At 57.7% G+C, this 15,883-nt stretch carries 11 protein-coding genes; 1 reads left to right on the plus strand and 10 read right to left on the minus strand.

Going from position 1 to position 15,883, the window contains the following annotated elements; translation table 11 throughout:
- The first annotated feature begins 134 nt into the window (after positions 1-134).
- Positions 135-689, plus strand: a complete 555-nt coding sequence (locus HMPREF0574_RS07740) for a hypothetical protein (protein ID WP_236585917.1) — start codon at positions 135-137, stop codon at positions 687-689.
- Positions 690-701: 12 nt separating this feature from the next.
- Here the strand turns inward: HMPREF0574_RS07740 and HMPREF0574_RS07745 are convergent, their stop codons facing one another.
- From HMPREF0574_RS07745 to HMPREF0574_RS07790, 10 genes are all read right to left on the minus strand, one after another.
- Positions 702-1,811, minus strand: coding sequence for a Dyp-type peroxidase (locus HMPREF0574_RS07745; protein WP_004008180.1), 1,110 nt, complete (start codon positions 1,809-1,811; stop codon positions 702-704).
- A 205-nt stretch (positions 1,812-2,016) separates the two neighbouring features.
- Entirely contained in the window at positions 2,017-3,177 is a 1,161-nt protein-coding gene (ispG, locus tag HMPREF0574_RS07750; protein WP_370446342.1) for a flavodoxin-dependent (E)-4-hydroxy-3-methylbut-2-enyl-diphosphate synthase, read from the minus strand.
- A gap of 117 nt (positions 3,178-3,294) precedes the next feature.
- The gene (locus tag HMPREF0574_RS07755) at positions 3,295-4,323 is read right to left on the minus strand and encodes an Fpg/Nei family DNA glycosylase (protein WP_004008182.1); all 1,029 of its coding nucleotides are present in this window, start codon (positions 4,321-4,323) and stop codon (positions 3,295-3,297) included.
- Positions 4,316-5,518 (minus strand): amidohydrolase family protein, encoded by a 1,203-nt coding sequence (locus tag HMPREF0574_RS07760; protein ID WP_004008183.1) that lies wholly within the window; start codon positions 5,516-5,518, stop codon positions 4,316-4,318. The genes HMPREF0574_RS07755 and HMPREF0574_RS07760 overlap by 8 nt, the downstream gene beginning before the upstream one ends.
- On the minus strand, positions 5,518-7,191 hold the full coding sequence (gene ffh, locus HMPREF0574_RS07765; protein WP_004008184.1) for a signal recognition particle protein: 1,674 nt from the start codon (positions 7,189-7,191) through the stop codon (positions 5,518-5,520). Before ffh ends, HMPREF0574_RS07760 begins: the two co-directional genes overlap by 1 nt.
- A gap of 135 nt (positions 7,192-7,326) precedes the next feature.
- On the minus strand, positions 7,327-9,117 hold the full coding sequence (gene ftsY, locus HMPREF0574_RS07770; RefSeq protein ID WP_004008185.1) for a signal recognition particle-docking protein FtsY: 1,791 nt from the start codon (positions 9,115-9,117) through the stop codon (positions 7,327-7,329).
- Positions 9,118-9,210: 93 nt separating this feature from the next.
- Positions 9,211-12,816 carry a chromosome segregation protein SMC gene (gene smc, locus HMPREF0574_RS07775; protein WP_004008186.1) on the minus strand — a complete coding sequence of 1,202 codons (3,606 nt, stop codon included), beginning with the start codon at positions 12,814-12,816 and terminating at the stop codon, positions 9,211-9,213.
- Between the two features lie 98 nt (positions 12,817-12,914).
- Positions 12,915-13,373 (minus strand): nucleoside-diphosphate kinase, encoded by a 459-nt coding sequence (gene ndk, locus HMPREF0574_RS07780; RefSeq protein ID WP_004008187.1) that lies wholly within the window; start codon positions 13,371-13,373, stop codon positions 12,915-12,917.
- A 106-nt stretch (positions 13,374-13,479) separates the two neighbouring features.
- The gene (gene dhaL, locus HMPREF0574_RS07785) at positions 13,480-14,109 is read right to left on the minus strand and encodes a dihydroxyacetone kinase subunit DhaL (protein WP_004008188.1); all 630 of its coding nucleotides are present in this window, start codon (positions 14,107-14,109) and stop codon (positions 13,480-13,482) included.
- A gap of 76 nt (positions 14,110-14,185) precedes the next feature.
- Positions 14,186-15,835 (minus strand): bifunctional folylpolyglutamate synthase/dihydrofolate synthase, encoded by a 1,650-nt coding sequence (locus HMPREF0574_RS07790; protein ID WP_004008189.1) that lies wholly within the window; start codon positions 15,833-15,835, stop codon positions 14,186-14,188.
- Positions 15,836-15,883 lie beyond the last annotated feature (48 nt).

Here is a 15,883-nt window from a genome sequence, read left to right on the forward strand (position 1 = left end):
GCCTGTACAGGTTATCAAAAAATTTATCTCCTCCCACACCACGCTATTCCGAGGGTTTAAGCGGAAACCAGGGTTTCCGGGGCAAACCGGTCTCGCCGGCACTGTCACAGACAAAAGTTTGTTAAAATCCAGTCATGCGTACGTTGCCAGTGCCCGCTTGGGAAATGCTGCTGCCCGCTCAGGTCATTCCCCCAGACAAATGGTCCGCCATGCAAAACCTGGTCTATTGCCTGATTGTGGTGGGCACTATCGTCCTAACTTTGGGCGTCGTGTGGGTAATTCGCCATTTTCACGGTGACCCCGTCATTTCAGTCGCAGCCCCTCATCAAGATGAAATCAAACTAATTTACGAAGAAACGCTTTCAGCCGCAGACCGGGTCGTCGTGCGGGATAACCAAGTCATCGAAGCGGTGCGCTACATCCCAAAGGATCCGAACTTGGTCGCCCCTCTGCAACGGTGGCGCGACGCACGGCGAGAATGGGCTGGAGAGATGGCTTTCCTGGAATCCTTGGGGAAAAACCCCACTCCGGAAACGTTTACTGATGCCAGCAACGCGGAAACGTTGCGCCGCCTGCACGGTCTCGCGCAAGAGCTCGAAGCCTCTCAGCGTGGTCTGCTCCGCGCCATTCGCCAATCCATCGCCACCGGGACCGAAAATCTGCCCCTGGGTACGGACGCCAGTTCCTAAGACCGCGGCGACCTATTTTTCCAACAAAGCCTGCCCCCAATAGGTTTCCGTGCTGGTTCCCGGCACAATCCAATAAACTGCCGAACCTATATGGGAAATAAACTTGTTCAACAAATCGTGCATGTCCAGGCGCTTTTGAATGGCTGTGAACTGACGATCCGGGTTACGTTGGAAAGAAATCCACACCAGACCAGTGTTGGTCAGGTCAGATTGTCCGGGTTCGGGCGCATCATCGTAGGCAAAAGCCCGGCGACGGAGTTTATCGGAGCCGTCATCTTCATGTTCACGGGACAGCGCCAGGTGGGAGCGCCGATTAATCACGAAGTTTCCTGACTCATCCACCGCATCCATGTCCTCTTCATCGAACTCACCGCCGCCGCTCAACGGACCACCATCGGAAAGTTTGCGTCCGATGACCCGCTCTCTGGCGGGGCGATCCAGCAATTCCCACGGATTGAGAAAGTTTTGAATCCGACGCAGCACCATGATGGTGGAACCATCCAGGTAGGCTTGTTCTCCAGTGCCGTCCAACCACACCTGTTCGGAGAAATCCTCCGCGGTGGACGGGTTCACCGTGCCATCAACCTGACCGAATGGATTCCGCGGAGTGGTGCCGCGCGGGGCAGAACCGTAAGCGTAGGTAAATCCCTTTTGCATCCACTGCAACGTGGCTTTCCCTTGGCACTTGACCAGGAGCAGGCGACCTGCTGCGAACAGGGTACCGGGATCGTCGCAGCAAATCTGGAACACCAAATCGGTCTGCCCCCAGCGTTCCTGCAGCTGGTCTAGTTTGAAAGCGGGAATGTCATGCAAGCCTTCGGGTTTCAGTTCTGGTTTGCCCAGGAAGTCAAAAATCCTCTCTCCAAAACCGCAGGTGATGGTCAGGTTGGCGGTGACCGCGACCATTTCCGGAGCCAAGAAGTTCGGAATCGGGTTGCCCTGGGTCAGCTCGCGAGCCGTAGCGGTCAGGTCCTTGAGCATCTCAATGAACGCCGCCTGGTCCAGGCTGGGCTCGAGGTTCATCCCCAGCATTTCAAGATGAGCCTGCGGGGGTTGTTCCACCCCGGACTGCACCCGACCGTCGAAAGGAATAGTAGCTTTTTGCAACGCGGTTTCAGACATTTTCCATAACTCCTCGGTAAAACTAAGCAATAACTCTCATCCTAGCCTGTTGCCACCTCACGATTGAGCCAAACCGGGAAACCCGCAACCCGCCCTTGTGCCCCCTCACGAAGCTAGACCATCTCTGTGCGCGACCCGTCGACCGCTTTAGGCAAGGCAAGACACCGGGCAATCCGCCAGGATCCAGATACCGTGAAGTGAGGCTTCAACCTGCCACGCTCACCTGAGGTTCGCCCGTTTCCAAGCCCAGTTCCTGACCTAAACGATTTGCTTCGGCTATCAGAGTCGGCACTATCTCAGCTTCTGGCACAGTTTTAATGACCTTGCCTTTGATAAAAATCTGACCTTTGCCGTTGCCGGACGCCACCCCCAAGTCAGCTTCCCGCGCTTCACCCGGACCGTTAACGATACAGCCCATCACCGCGACACGCAGGGGGTAAGTGATGTCCTTCAGACCGGCGGTGACCTCATTAGCCAACGTGCAAACATCGACTTGGGAACGCCCACAGGAGGGGCAGGACACAATCTCAAAGTTACGTTTCCGCAAGCCCATCGAGCGCAAAATCTCTAAGCCAACCTTAACTTCCTCCACCGGCGGCGCCGACAGCGAAACTCGAATCGTGTCACCAATCCCTTCGGACAGCAGCGCCCCGAAAGCGGTAGCGGATTTGATAGTGCCTTGGAAAGTCGGACCAGCCTCCGTCACCCCCAAATGCAACGGCCAGTCACCATGTTGAGCCAACAGGCGATATGCCCGAATCATCGTCACCGGGTTGTGGTGTTTCACCGAGATGGCAAAGTCATGGAAATCTACGTCCTCGAACAGCGACGCCTCCCACATGGCTGACTCGGCCAACGCTTCCGCGGTGGCTCCCCCGAATTTTTCGTACAGCCGCTTGTCCAGAGACCCCGCATTGACTCCAATCCGCAGCGCGGTGCCGTGGTCAGTGGCAGCACGGGCGATTTCGCGCACCTGGTCGTCAAAAGACCGGATGTTACCGGGGTTCACGCGCACCGCCCCGCAGCCAGCTTCGATAGCTTGGAACACGTACTTGGGCTGAAAGTGAATGTCTGCGACCACCGGAATGGTGGAACGCTTACAAATTTCCGGCAACGCCGCGGCATCGTCCGCGGAAGGACACGCTACCCGGATGATGTCGCAGCCCGCGGCGGTCAGCTCAGCAATCTGTTGCAGGGTCGCTGCTACGTCAGAAGTCAGGGTGGTGGTCATGGACTGGACGCTCACCGGAGCGTCTCCCCCCACGGCGACACTGCCAACCTGAATTTTACGAGTCTTGTGGCGAGGTGCCAAAGGTTCCGCGGCGGACAAAGACTTGGTGGGCATCCCCAGGTTTACTTCACTCACGTCCTCGATTATTCCACCTTTGCGTGGCACTCGCACCAAGCGGTGCCACCGTGGCAGCGTCACCGGGGGTCAGTTTTCGGGTATCAACCCGCCCGGATTGTAGTTTCGCGTCGTTCCTCAGCGCTGGCAGCGCGGGCACCAATAGAGTTTTCGTCCCCCCGCAATCCGCAGCTTAACAGTGGCGGAACAGCGCAAGCAGGGTCGGTCTTGGCGCTGGTAGACGTAGTATCGGGAGTCAATAGCCCGGGGTTCACGTCCCGCTGCCAGCTCGCGTTCCACGAAAACAGCGTAATCGTCGGGGCTCGTGGTGGTAATTCGTCCCGATTCGACTCCGAGAGGCAGGTATTCTTCCAACCAATCCCAGATTCGGCGCAATTTGCGCGAGCTCACCTCGCGGGCGGGAGTAAACGGATCCAGACGTGCCGCGTACAGCACTTCGGCGCGATAAATATTGCCCACCCCGGCGATAACAGACTGATCCATGAGTGCCTCACCAATACCCTTCTGACGGGTGGCGCAACGTTTCACGAACTCTCCACAGTTGCAGTCGGGACGGAGCGGGTCAGGACCAAGCCGGGCAAACACCGCAGCGACGCCCTCCACGTCCAGCAGTTCGCAGGTATTTGGTCCCGAGAGATCCGCTGCCCCGTGCGCGGTAACCAAGCGCAGACGCACCGTCCCATAGGGTGGGGGCGCGGTGAAAGGCGCGGGGGTCCAAAACCAGCGATCCGCAAAATGTTCGTGGGGCGCAAAAACGGAGTCATCATGGTGAGTATGCACCGGAATCTCTACGATTTCCGCGGTTTGCTGTGTACTCTCAGGGAGGTTCAGGGCGGTGCCGACATGCCGGGAGGTAAACTCGGAGTCCCCATAAAAGCGCCAGGATCCGTAGATTCCTAAGTGAATATGCAGCCACGTCAGAGACGATTTAGAGTCAGGAGTGGTCTGGGCAGTATCGACCTGGCGCGGAGCAAAACCGAGGAACAGGTGTTTCCCATAGGCCTGTACGTCAGTCAAACGCTGCCCGTTCAACACTGCAGCCCCCGCGGTGAAACGTCCCTGTGGAGAGGACGCCGCCACGACCTCACCGCTCATGACTTGGGCAAACTGGGCGGCCAGACGGTGAATAGCATGACCTTCAGGCACGGCACGCAGCTTTCGTAATCTCGCCAGCAACGAGAACACCGCGCAAGACCACTCCAGCGGGGCGCTCCAAAATGCTGAGGTCAGCGCGCGGGTCAGAGTCATACCACACCAGGTCAGCGGGCGCGCCCTCCCACAGAGAGGGAGCACCCAGGAAATCCCGCGCCTTCCAGGTAGCCAAATCAATAATTTCGGGTGCCGAAATCCCCAGGTCCAGCCATTGCTGCAGCTCTTGAGGTAGGGCGTCGTGACGCTGGTAGCCGCCGGCGTCGGTGCCCGGCAGCAGCTGGACCCCCGCTTCATACAGCGCGGCTTGATGAGCCACTCGAGACTGATCCAAAGCGGTCATCGTGGCAGCATACACCGGGTATTTTGTCCCCGCCTGGGCGGCAAAATCGGAAAACCGCGCGATTTGCAGCATGGTCGGAGTCACGCGGATACCGCGGCGTTGCGCTTCGAGGATTTCGTCCGAATCCATGCCGGTGCCATGTTCGATGCAGTCCACACCGGCATCTAACAGACCCTCTATCGTACGGTGAGCGAAAGTGTGTACGGTCACTCGTGCCCCGTTCTGGTGCGCGGCCGCCACCGCATCTCGCAGCACCGCGGTCGACCACAGTGGCTGCAAATCCGAGTCTGCCCCATCAGAACGGTCAATCCAATCTCCCACGATTTTCACCCAGCCGTCGCCACGCTTGGCTTGTTGGGCTACCGCCGCGGGCAAATCGGCTTCGCTTTCCAGCTCCAGCCCGTAGTAGCGCATATAGCGTTTCGGTCGTGCCAGGTGCTGACCGCAGCGGATAATCTTCGGCAGCTCAGCCACCTGGTCAATCCAGCGGGTATCGGAGGGCACCCCGCAATCACGAATCAGCAGCGTGCCTCTACGCAACGCCAGTTCAGCCTGTTCTCGCTGAGTTTCGACGGACACGCTACCCGCGTGAGTCACCCCAACATGGCAATGCACGTCGACCAGTCCGGGAATCGCGTAGCCGCTGACCTTTCGGTAGGTCAACCCCGGTTTTGCCGTTCGGCTCACGATACCGTCGTGAATATACAGTTCGCCGTGTATCCACCGAGATTCACAAGATACTGTCGTCGCCTGACCGGTGTATTCCCCTTCCATGCTGGGGGTTTCCGACCACAGAAAATCCCCGGTAAAGTGCAGGTTTTCCGAGTTTGTTGCCCCCGGCGGAGTCATCACAGACCGCCCAGCATCCGTTTGATGTCGTCAGGCAAATCGTCAGGGGTCAGAGCGGGCGTGGACGGCGCGGACTTCTGCGTCCCTCCGCCAAAACCACCTGTGCCGTTAAGACCGCCCAGACCGGCCGGCAGCGCGCCCGGCAGGTTGGGCATTGCGGGGGTCCCGCCCCTGGAACTGGCGGAAATACCTTCCAGGGCTTCCCGAGCCTGACGGGCTGCCTTCGCGGGATTGCCGGATTTTGCCTTGCGCTGGGCCTTGGTTTTCTTGCCAGACTTTGCTGCCTGTTTCGCTTTTGAATGCTTCCCCATCCCCGGCATCCGACCGAATCCGGGCATCATTCCCATTCCGTCAGCACCGCCGCCCATACCGGGAATGCCGCCACTCATCATCTTTTGCGCCATCTGGAATCGGTCGACTAAACCGTTTACATCCGCGACCGTAGTGCCGGAACCGGCGGCAATCCGAGCGCGACGCGATCCGTTGAGAATCTTTACGTCCTGGCGTTCCGCGGGTGTCATTGAGCGGACGATAGCTTCAATCCGGTCGACTTCCCGCTCGTCAAATTGGTCCAGCTGTTCCCGGATTTTGCCTGCCCCCGGCATCATTCCCAGTAGCTTCTTCATCGAACCGAGTTTGCGAATCTGTTGCAATTGGTTGAGGAAATCTTCCAAAGTCAACTGACCCTGCTGAATCTTGCCAGCCAGTTTTTCGGCCTGCTCCATATCGAATGTTTCTTGAGCCTTTTCAATGAGGCTCAGCAGGTCACCCATATCCAAAATTCGCGAAGCCATCCGGTCAGCATGGAACCGCTCAAAGTCATCCAAGCCCTCCCCCGTGGAGGCAAACAGCACCGGAACCCCGGTCACCCCGCGAACCGATAGCGCCGCACCGCCGCGAGCATCGCCATCCAGCTTGGTCAGGACCACCCCGGTGAAATCCACGCCCTCTTGGAAAGCTCGTGCAGTTCGCACTGCATCCTGACCAATCATCGCGTCCAGGACGAACAGTACCTCGTCGGGCTGCACCTCGTCCCGTATGGACCGGGCTTGTGCCATGAGTTCTTCGTCTACGCCCAATCGACCGGCGGTATCGACAATCATCACGTCATATCCTGAACCGGAGGCCAACGCCAGAGCGCGTCGCGCCACATCGACCGGGTCGCCCACCCCGTTACCGGGTTCGGGAGCGAAAACGGTGACGCCGGCCTGTTCACCCACAATTTGCAGCTGGTTGACCGCGTTGGGACGCTGCAAGTCAGCTGCTACCAGCAGGACTTTCCGGTTTTCTTTCGCCAGCCACTTGCCGAGTTTGCCTGCCAGGGTGGTTTTACCGGCGCCCTGCAGACCCGCCAGCATAAACACGGTCGGACCTTTGCCGGGCTTAGAGAAATGCAGTTCCCGGTCCTCACCGCCCAGAATGTTAATCAACTCATCATTGACGATTTTCACAATCTGTTGGGCTGGGTTCAAAGCCTCAGAACGCGCCGCTCCATAGGCCTTTTCCTTTACGGTGGCGGTGAAATCCTTGACGACCTCCAAGGCCACATCAGCCTCAATCAAGGCGCGACGGATGTCACTGACGGTGGCATCAACGTCGGAGTCCTTCAGCTTGCCCTTCTTGCGAAGGTTCTTAAACGATTCTGTCAGGCGGTCTTGCAGGTTATTAAACACACGTCGATTTTATAATGACGCAAAGTTTTCGGGCAAAAGTGGGGAGGACAGGGCGTGCCGCGCGGCAGGGCAAAGCGAGAAGTTGGCAGCAAACGCCGGAAACCCGCTACAGGTTCCGACTGTCACCAGGAAAAATTAGGCGTCCAGCAGGGCGTCGGCAAAATCGCCGGGCACAAAGGGCGCTAAATCGTCAGGTCCTTCGCCCAAACCAACGAGCTTCACTGGGATGCCCAGTTCCCGTTGCAGGGGCACAATGACCCCGCCTTTGGCAGAACCATCCAGCTTGGTCAAGACGATACCGGTCACGCCCACCGCTTCGGTAAAAATCTTTGCCTGACTCAAAGCATTCTGTCCGGTGGTAGCGTCGATAACCAGCAAGACCTCGGTAATGGGAACCTGTTTTTCAGCCACGCGCTTGATTTTACCCAGCTCGTCCATCAAACCGACTTTGTTTTGGAGGCGTCCGGCGGTATCAATCACTACGACATCGCTACCGGCTTCGCGCGCGGCTTTCGCCGCATCGAAAGCTACTGAAGCAGGGTCGGCCTGATCCTTTTCAGCACGTACCACGGGCACGCCGACGCGGTCGCCCCAAGTCTGCAATTGTTCCCCGGCTGCGGCGCGGAAGGTATCGGCTGCGCCCAACACTACGGTCTTGCGTTCAGCAACCAGTAGTCGCGCCAGCTTACCCACCGTGGTGGTCTTCCCGCCCCCGTTGACGCCAACCAACAGGATTCCGGCAGTCTGGGTGGGAGAGTCCTCGGGAACTTCCAGGTTGAGACGACGTTCGGCTTTCCGGTCGAGCATATCGGTGAGCATCCGCTTCGCCATACGCCGCACCTGCGTGGCATCCTTTTCGCCCGCTACTTTTTGTTTCACTTTTAGTTTGCCGATGAGTTCCACAGTCGGTTCGACACCCAAATCGGCAGCCAGCAATTCGTCCTCGATTGCTTCCCAATCAGATTCTTCCAAATCCGCGTTGGACAGTACGTTGAGAATGGCACGCCCGAATTTGCCCTTGCCGGCGAGACGTTCCTTGAGACGGCGCAGCCGGGAAGTCTTAGATTCCGGCTTTTCAATTTCCTCAACTTCAGGTTCGGTTTCCGGTTCCCGCGGCTCGGAATTGTCCGCAGCTGACGGCTCAGCCTGCGCGGCTGACTCGGGTTCTGTGGTTTCCTCTGGAGTCTCTACAGTTTCGGAGCTATCAGTCGCCTCTGGAGTGACGGGTTCCTCTGGAACCTCAGAGCTTTCAGGTTCCACGGAAACTGCTTCTGCCGATTCTGCCGCTGTCTCCGTTTCGGCGGCGCCGGCGTCTTCGGCTGTATCCGCCGTTAGTGCTGCAGCTGCCGCTTCCATCGCTGCTCGTGCCGCGGCGCGGGCTTCTTCTACGCTCTGACCAGGAAGAGGTCGAAAGCACAGCCCATCCGGGTCACAATAGACCCCGTCGGGCTTGACCACAGCTTCTTCTTCGTCGAAGCTTTCGTCCTCTTCACCCCAATCTTCTGTCTCTGCCAAGTCGTCTTCGTCATCCAAATCGTCAGACGCGAGCTGGAGAGCATCCGGAGACACTTCGGGGACCTCAGTGTCCTCGTCAGAGTGTTCATCTTCGTCGGAACCGGTAGCATGGATAGTTTTTTCAATAATGTTTCTGAGTTCTTTTTCACCTTGCCGCAGCCGGAGTGGCGGAGCCTCGGCAGTGCTTTCTCCGTCCTCACTGCTGTCCTCACGAATCCGCTCTAAGGTGTCCAACAGACGATCCTCGCTGCGAATCTTGCGCTGCTTCGAGTCAATCTGAGAGGCGCTGGCAACGATAACAATAACTATGAAGGCGATAGCCAACGGAATCATAAAAATGAGCGGATCGGTGTAGCCTTCCAGACCCTGCGAATTATTTAGTGTCGTACTCAGGATATTCATTGATTCCATCCAAAACGTCTCTCGTAGCACCGCGCAGAAACGTCTCTTAGCCGCTTGAACATATGGTGTCCCCCATCTTATCTCTAAGTTCCCCAGGTTTGCCTAATTTACGCCGGTGCTTTGCAGTATTGGTCCCTCCCCTTCGCTAGGGCTTTTCACCAGACGTTGTGAAATCACCGCCGTGGTGCCTTCTTTCATCGTTACCCCATACAGTGCATCTGCAATCTCCATGGTACGTTTGTGGTGAGTAATGATGATTAATTGCGAGTTTTCACGCAAAATTTCGAAAACCCCCAGCAGCCGAGACAGGTTAACGTCATCCAAAGCCGCCTCGACCTCGTCGAGGACATAGAACGGTGAGGGTCGGGCTTGGAAAATCGCGAACAGAAAAGCCAGTGCCGCCAGGGAACGTTCCCCACCGGAGAGCAGGGACATCCGTTTCACGTTCTTTCCTGCCGGACGCGCTTCAATTTCGATACCGGTATTCAACAGGTCTTTCGGATTACTCAAAGTCAGCTTGCCTTCCCCACCGGGGAACAGGACCTGGAAAATATCTTTGAAAGCGGCGCAGACGTCTGCGAACGCTTTACCGAATACTTCTTCAACTTGGCGATCCACTTCTGCCACCACGTTCATCAGGTCGTCACGAGACTTTTTCAGGTCAGCCAGCTGGTCAGCCAAGAATTTGTGGCGTGCCTCCAAGGCTTCATGTTCCTGCAAAGCCAGGGGGTTCACTTTCCCAATCCGTTTCAGTTCCGTTTGCGCATGAGCTTTGCGCTCTACCTGTTCCTCCCGGACAAAAGGCACGTGTTCGATAGTTTCACCAGCCTCATCGAATACGGGCACTAGGTTGTGCGGACCGTACTGCGCCAACAGCGTGGTTTCGTCCAAACCGCATTCCTGCTGGGCTTGTTCCAGCAGCCGTGCCAACTTGGAATTGACCTCAGCCAAAGCAACTTCATCGCGCATCGAAGCATCTTTGAGATCAGTACGTTGCCGACTCAGGTCATCCACGGCAGCGCGCAGCGTCTCCATCTCAGTTTGCAACTGTTCCCGGCTGGCGGTACTGGCTTGACGCTGGGCTTGAGCGCGAGCAGCCGCGGCGTGAGCTAGCTGCTGAGCAGATTCAGCCTGTTCCATCACGTAGACAGACCGTTTCCGGCGTCGTTCCCGCACCAGCGCCCGGCTGGCTGCCGCTTGGGCAGCGGCTTTTTCTGCCGCAATGTTACGTTGCAGCGAGGCCGCACGCGATTCCAAGGATTCCAGTTCTTGACGAGCCACATGCGCGGCGATATGAGCATCTGATTTAGCGGTTTGAGCTGCGGACACAGCTTCGATAGCGGCTTGTAGCTCGGCGGAAAAGTCCGGTTCCTCGTCCCCGGTTTCGTCCTGGACTTTCAGACTGGCATCCAAAGTTTCCTGTGCCTGTTTGAGAGACTCCTGGCGCTTCTCCGTTTCCGCACGAGCCTGTTCCAAATGTTTCCCGGCTCGTTCAACTTCCGCCTGGGCCGCCCCGCGTTTCGCCTTCGCGGCGGCCACCGCCGCAGCCGCCGCGGCCGCCGCCGCATCTTGGGCTTTCAACTGTGCGGCTGCCGCGTCGTATTTTTCCTGAGCTGCAACTAGCTCAGTCTTTGCCTGAGCCAACTCACTGTCGGCTTGATCTGCCGCCGCGGCCGCTGCCTCAGACTGAGACACCGCCTCATCGTATTCTGTAGCACGCCGTAAAATTCCCGCCTCAGGATCCCCACCTCCTACAATCCGGGTTGCCGAGAGAAAATCCCCTACCTGAGTCACTGCCGCAGTAACTCCCCCGGTCAAAACCAAATCGCGAGCTTCTGACAAATCTTGGCACGCTGCCACTCCAGCCAATAATGTCGCCACCACCGGGGGCAAAGACTGTCCTTTGCGAGCATGAACCAGTTCCCTCGTCCAACGCGCCCCGGCGGGAAGTTCCGCTTTTTCCAGGCTCTCCGGTTTCTGGGCCCCCGCGAGAGTCCCCGCAGCGTCCGCGACCAGCAGGTGAACCTGACCTGCGGACTGCTGACGGACAAATCGCAGCGCGTCGGCAGCTGATTCCACCCCCGCGGTCAGCAACGCCTTGGACCACTGCCCAAACACTGCCCCAATGGCGTCTTCCCATCCGGATTCGACCAGGATAGTTTCCAAAAGTGCCGCATTAATGCCGCTTAGCTCCGCTTTCGCCACTGCCCCGGCAGCATCTTGGGGTTGCAGGGTTTTTGCCAAGACCTCGCGTTTCGCTTCCCAAATCGCGGCTTCTTCCCTGGCGTCGCCGAGTTCTTGTGCCAACTGGGCGACTTTCTCTTGAATTGTCGCCACGGCTGTAGCAAGCTCTTCCTCTCGCGCCGCCAAGGTTCCGTCTGCTACTCCGGGAGGAAGCTCCGCCTCAACCTTACTCAATTCCTCCGCACAGGCTGATTCTCGTTGCGTAGCGGCTTGGAGGGCTTCTTCCATCCGGTTGAGGTTAGTCACCGCGTCTTCTGCTAACGAAGCAGCGGTGGCTACTGCCCCCCGCAGCCGTTCCAGAGTTTCCCGCCGGTCCGCTTGGGCGCGCTGGAGCTTTTCAATCTGGGAACGCACCGCAAATTCGCGCTCTTTGGCTTGTACTTCCGCGGTTTGGGTCTGGGTCAGCGCTTCCTCAGCTTTCGCTACCGCAGCCTGCTTTTCGCTGATTTCCGCATGCGTCTTTTCGAGTCGTTTTTCCAGTTCGGTAGTGTCGGCAGTCCGGGTCAGTTCCGCGGTTTCTTTGAGGGCGTTGGCGCGTTCCCGAGCCTGATTTGCCAAAGATTCCAAACGCTCCGCTAAAGTGCTCAGTTCAGCCCAAGTCTGGGTGAGCTTCTCCAGCTGAGGGCTAACCTCGTCAAAGCTGGATTTCGTCCCGGTCAGTTTCGTGTTCAGTTCTTGCAGACGGGTTTCTAAATCGGCGAGCTGTGCTGAAATCTGTTCTTTGGAGGCGGTTTGGGAGCCGGCTTTTTCTTTGTTTTGTGCCACCGCATCCGCAATCAAGCGGGCGGTCGCGTCGGCGAGTTCGGCTTGGACCCGTGCGGCTTTACGGGCAGCCTCGGCCTGTTTTCCCAAGGGACCCAGCCGTTTCGCGACTTCATTAGTGAGGTCCTGGACACGGGAGAGGTTAACCGCCAAGTTTTCCAGCTTTTTCAACGCCCGGTCTTTACGCTGCCGGTGCTTCAGCACCCCGGCAGCTTCTTCGATGAAAGCGCGCCGTTCCAATTCGGAGGCACTCAGAATCCGATCGAGCTGACCTTGTCCGACGATGACGTGCATCTCCCGGCCCATTCCGGTATCGGAAAGCAGCTCTTGAATATCTAAGAGGCGTACGGAGGTTCCGTTGATGGCGTACTCGGAGCCACCCGCGCGAAACATGGTGCGCGAAATCGTCACTTCCGAGTACTCGATAGGCAGCGCACCATCGGAGTTATCAATGGTCAACTGGACTTCCGCACGCCCCAGCGGAGCCTTTGTTTTGGTGCCCGCGAAAATGACATCCGACATCTGCGAGCCACGCAGATTCTTGGCACCTTGCTCGCCCATCACCCAAGCCAACGCATCGACCACGTTCGATTTCCCCGAACCGTTGGGACCAACGACACAGGTCACCCCCGGTTCAAGGCTCATGTGAACCGTGTTCGCGAAAGACTTAAAGCCTTTCAGGGTCAGGGATTTTAAATACACACACTTACCCTAGCGCAACCCCCCGAACCCTAAAAAACAGTCCTTCCGACCTTGTCCAACGGAGAGACCCTTCGGGGGGAGCGCCACGATAACAACCTTTAGTCAATCATGTAGGGGAACCACAACGCGATTTCACGATCGGCGCTCTGTACCGAGTCCGAACCGTGAACAATGTTTTGAATCTGCGCGTCCGGACCCCAATCCCGAGCCAAATCCCCACGAATAGTCCCGGGCAGCGCCACCGCTGGGTTGGTATCTCCCATCATGTTACGGAAAGCCTGAATCACTCGAGAGCCTTCGATAACCATGAGCACAATGGGACCGCTCGTCATGTAGCTGACCAAGCTTTCAAAGAAGTGCTTATCTTTGTGCTCAAAATAGTGTTCTTCAAGCTCTTCCCTGGTCGCCGTCTTGGTTTGCAAGCCCACAATCTTAAATCCGCGACGTTCAATCCGGCTAATCACCTCGCCTATGAGTCCGCGCCGGTAGCCATCAGGCTTAATAATGACCAGAGTGTGTTCTTCCTTCGGATCATAAGGGATGTGGCAGTCAGCCATTGACTTTCCTTTCGTCAAAAGTTTCGTTCTACGTCGAGCGAAACATCAAGTTGTGTAAGTACCTGTGCATCCTACCGGATTTCATCAGGGTTTTTCCGAATAGTGCTCAATGCGCGGCGGCTTTTGCCGCCTCTGCCAAAATGAGCGCACTAGAGGTGGCACCGGGATCCTTGTGACCGATGGAACGTTCCCCCAACAGTGACGCCCGCCCTTTTGCAGCGCTCATCGACACCGTATCTTCGGCACCCTTCGCGGCTGCGTCCGCAGCGACGCGCAAGACTTCCTCCAGGGTCGCGCCTTTCGCCACCGCGGCAGCAGCGTTCGTAGCAGCCGGGTACCACGCGTCCAGCATGGTTTTGTCCCCCGGCTGGGCTCCACCGCGTTCCGCAATCCCCTCCGCCGCCTTTACCAGCAGCATCGCCACAGCCTGAGAATCTAGGCTCTCCGTGCTCACCGAACGCGCCGCCCGCAAGAATGCCGTGCCGTACAAAGATCCCGAAGCTCCCCCCACAGCTGCCAACAAAGTATTTGCCGTCACCCGTAATGCCTGCTTCGGGCTCTCTACCACGATTCCAGATAAGCGCTGGTCAACGGCAGAAAACCCGCGTGAAATGTTCTCTCCGTGATCTCCATCTCCAATGACGTCATCTAAATCCCCCAGCATTTCGCGGTTTTGTTCCAGCACTCGAGCGCAGCCATCCATCCAGCGCAGCACCCACTGCTTGTCCAAACTCACAGCTGCTCCTTCCCGACTGCCTGAAATTTCCGCAACTGGCTCCGACCGAGATTCAGTCGATGGGAACCAATAGTGATTAGTTTAGTTTGTCTTTCCGCAACACGTCTTGTGCCATTCCGGCAAGCACGACAGAACCGAAAATCACCACTCCGGTGGAGCCGGGAACGCCACCTTGTAAATCGTCGATTTCTCCGGCTTTCGCAATCGCTTCGGGCAGGGAGCCGATAGCGTAGACCCGCTCGTCTCCAAACACGTCCGCCGCCAGGGTCTGCAAATCCTCCACTTTAGCGGCGCGCTCACCAGGCATCTGGGTCACGATTAACTCCGCGATGGTCGGTTCCATAATTCCCAATACAGTTTCAATGTCTTTGTCCGCCATGGCGGAATAAATCCCCACCGTGTGTTCAAAACGGAAATCATCTTCGATTGCCCGACGCAAGGCTTGAGCCGCGCCCGGATTATGCCCCGCGTCAGCCACAATCATGGGGGTGGAATGCAGCACTTCCAGGCGTCCGGGAGACTTGACCGTCCCCAAAGCCCGCTCCACAGATTCCCCGTGCAGTGGCATACCGCCCAGTTGTGCCTCTACTGCCGTGAGTGCCAGCGCCGCGTTTTCCGCCTGGAATTCCCCATACAGGGGCAGGTAAATATCTTGGTAGACTGCCGCCGGGGTGCGAATGTCGAGGACTTGTCCCCCGACTGCCGGGACCCGTCGCAGCACTTCAAAATCTTCCCCTTCATAGCGCAGCACTACATCCTCGGCAGCGGCAGTGTCACGAATCACCGCGAGAGCCTCGTCGGGTTGTTTTGCCACCACTGCCACCCGCTGTGGTCGCATGATGCCCGCTTTTTCCCGCGCAATATTGGTCAGTCCCTTACCGAGCCACTGTTCGTGCTCCAAGCTGATTGGTCCGATGACAGCTGTATCTGCATCAATGACGTTCGTAGCGTCCCAGCGTCCGCCCATTCCGACCTCAACCACTGCCACATCTATCGGCACGTCTGCAAACAGGGCATACGCCATGACAGTCATGACTTCAAAGAAGGACAGTCGGTGTCCGGGGTGCGCGTGCTCCCACAGCGCCAGCTGCGCCTCGATGTCTTCATAAGCCTGGACGAACTGTTCGGTGGTCAGGGGGGCTTGGTCGATTGAAATACGTTCGCACACGTCGACCAGGTGTGGAGAGGTAAACCGACCGGTCCGATACCCCAGTTCCACCAGCAGCGCCTCAATCATCCGGGCGATGGAAGTTTTGCCGTTGGTTCCGGTGATGTGGATGGAGTGGAACAGCTCCTGGGGATTGCCCAGGTAATCTAGCACTCCCCGCACCGGCTCCAAGCTGGGCTCAATCTGGTGTTCGGCACGGCGTGTCAACAACGTTTCGTAGATAGCACGAGCTTTCGGGTCGTCCATAGTGGAGGGTCCCAGCGTGGCCGCCGGACGTTGCCTGTCGTGCATTTCATCCACAAGCTCGCGCTGTTCGGGGCTCAACGGAGTGCCAAAGCGGTCGAGGGGACCTTTCCGGGGGCTGTCACCGTTTTCTGGGTCACAAGGTTCCCCGGTCGGGTTGTTATGGTCCTCCGGCTCGGCGGGGGTTCGAGCCGCGAACAGGTAGGGAATCAAATCTGGGTCAACTGACAAATCCTCGGGGGTAACCGCCGGGGAGTGATGCTCATGGGCGTGGTGATGGTGGTGCTGGTGCGCTTCTTCATGCTTGTTTTCCACTCCACCATGTTACCGACCTTGGCAAACTCGCGCCGATGAGAGTATCTG

The sequence above is a fragment of the Mobiluncus curtisii subsp. curtisii ATCC 35241 genome (assembly GCF_000146285.1).
Taxonomy (GTDB): Bacteria; Actinomycetota; Actinomycetes; order Actinomycetales; family Actinomycetaceae; genus Mobiluncus; species Mobiluncus curtisii.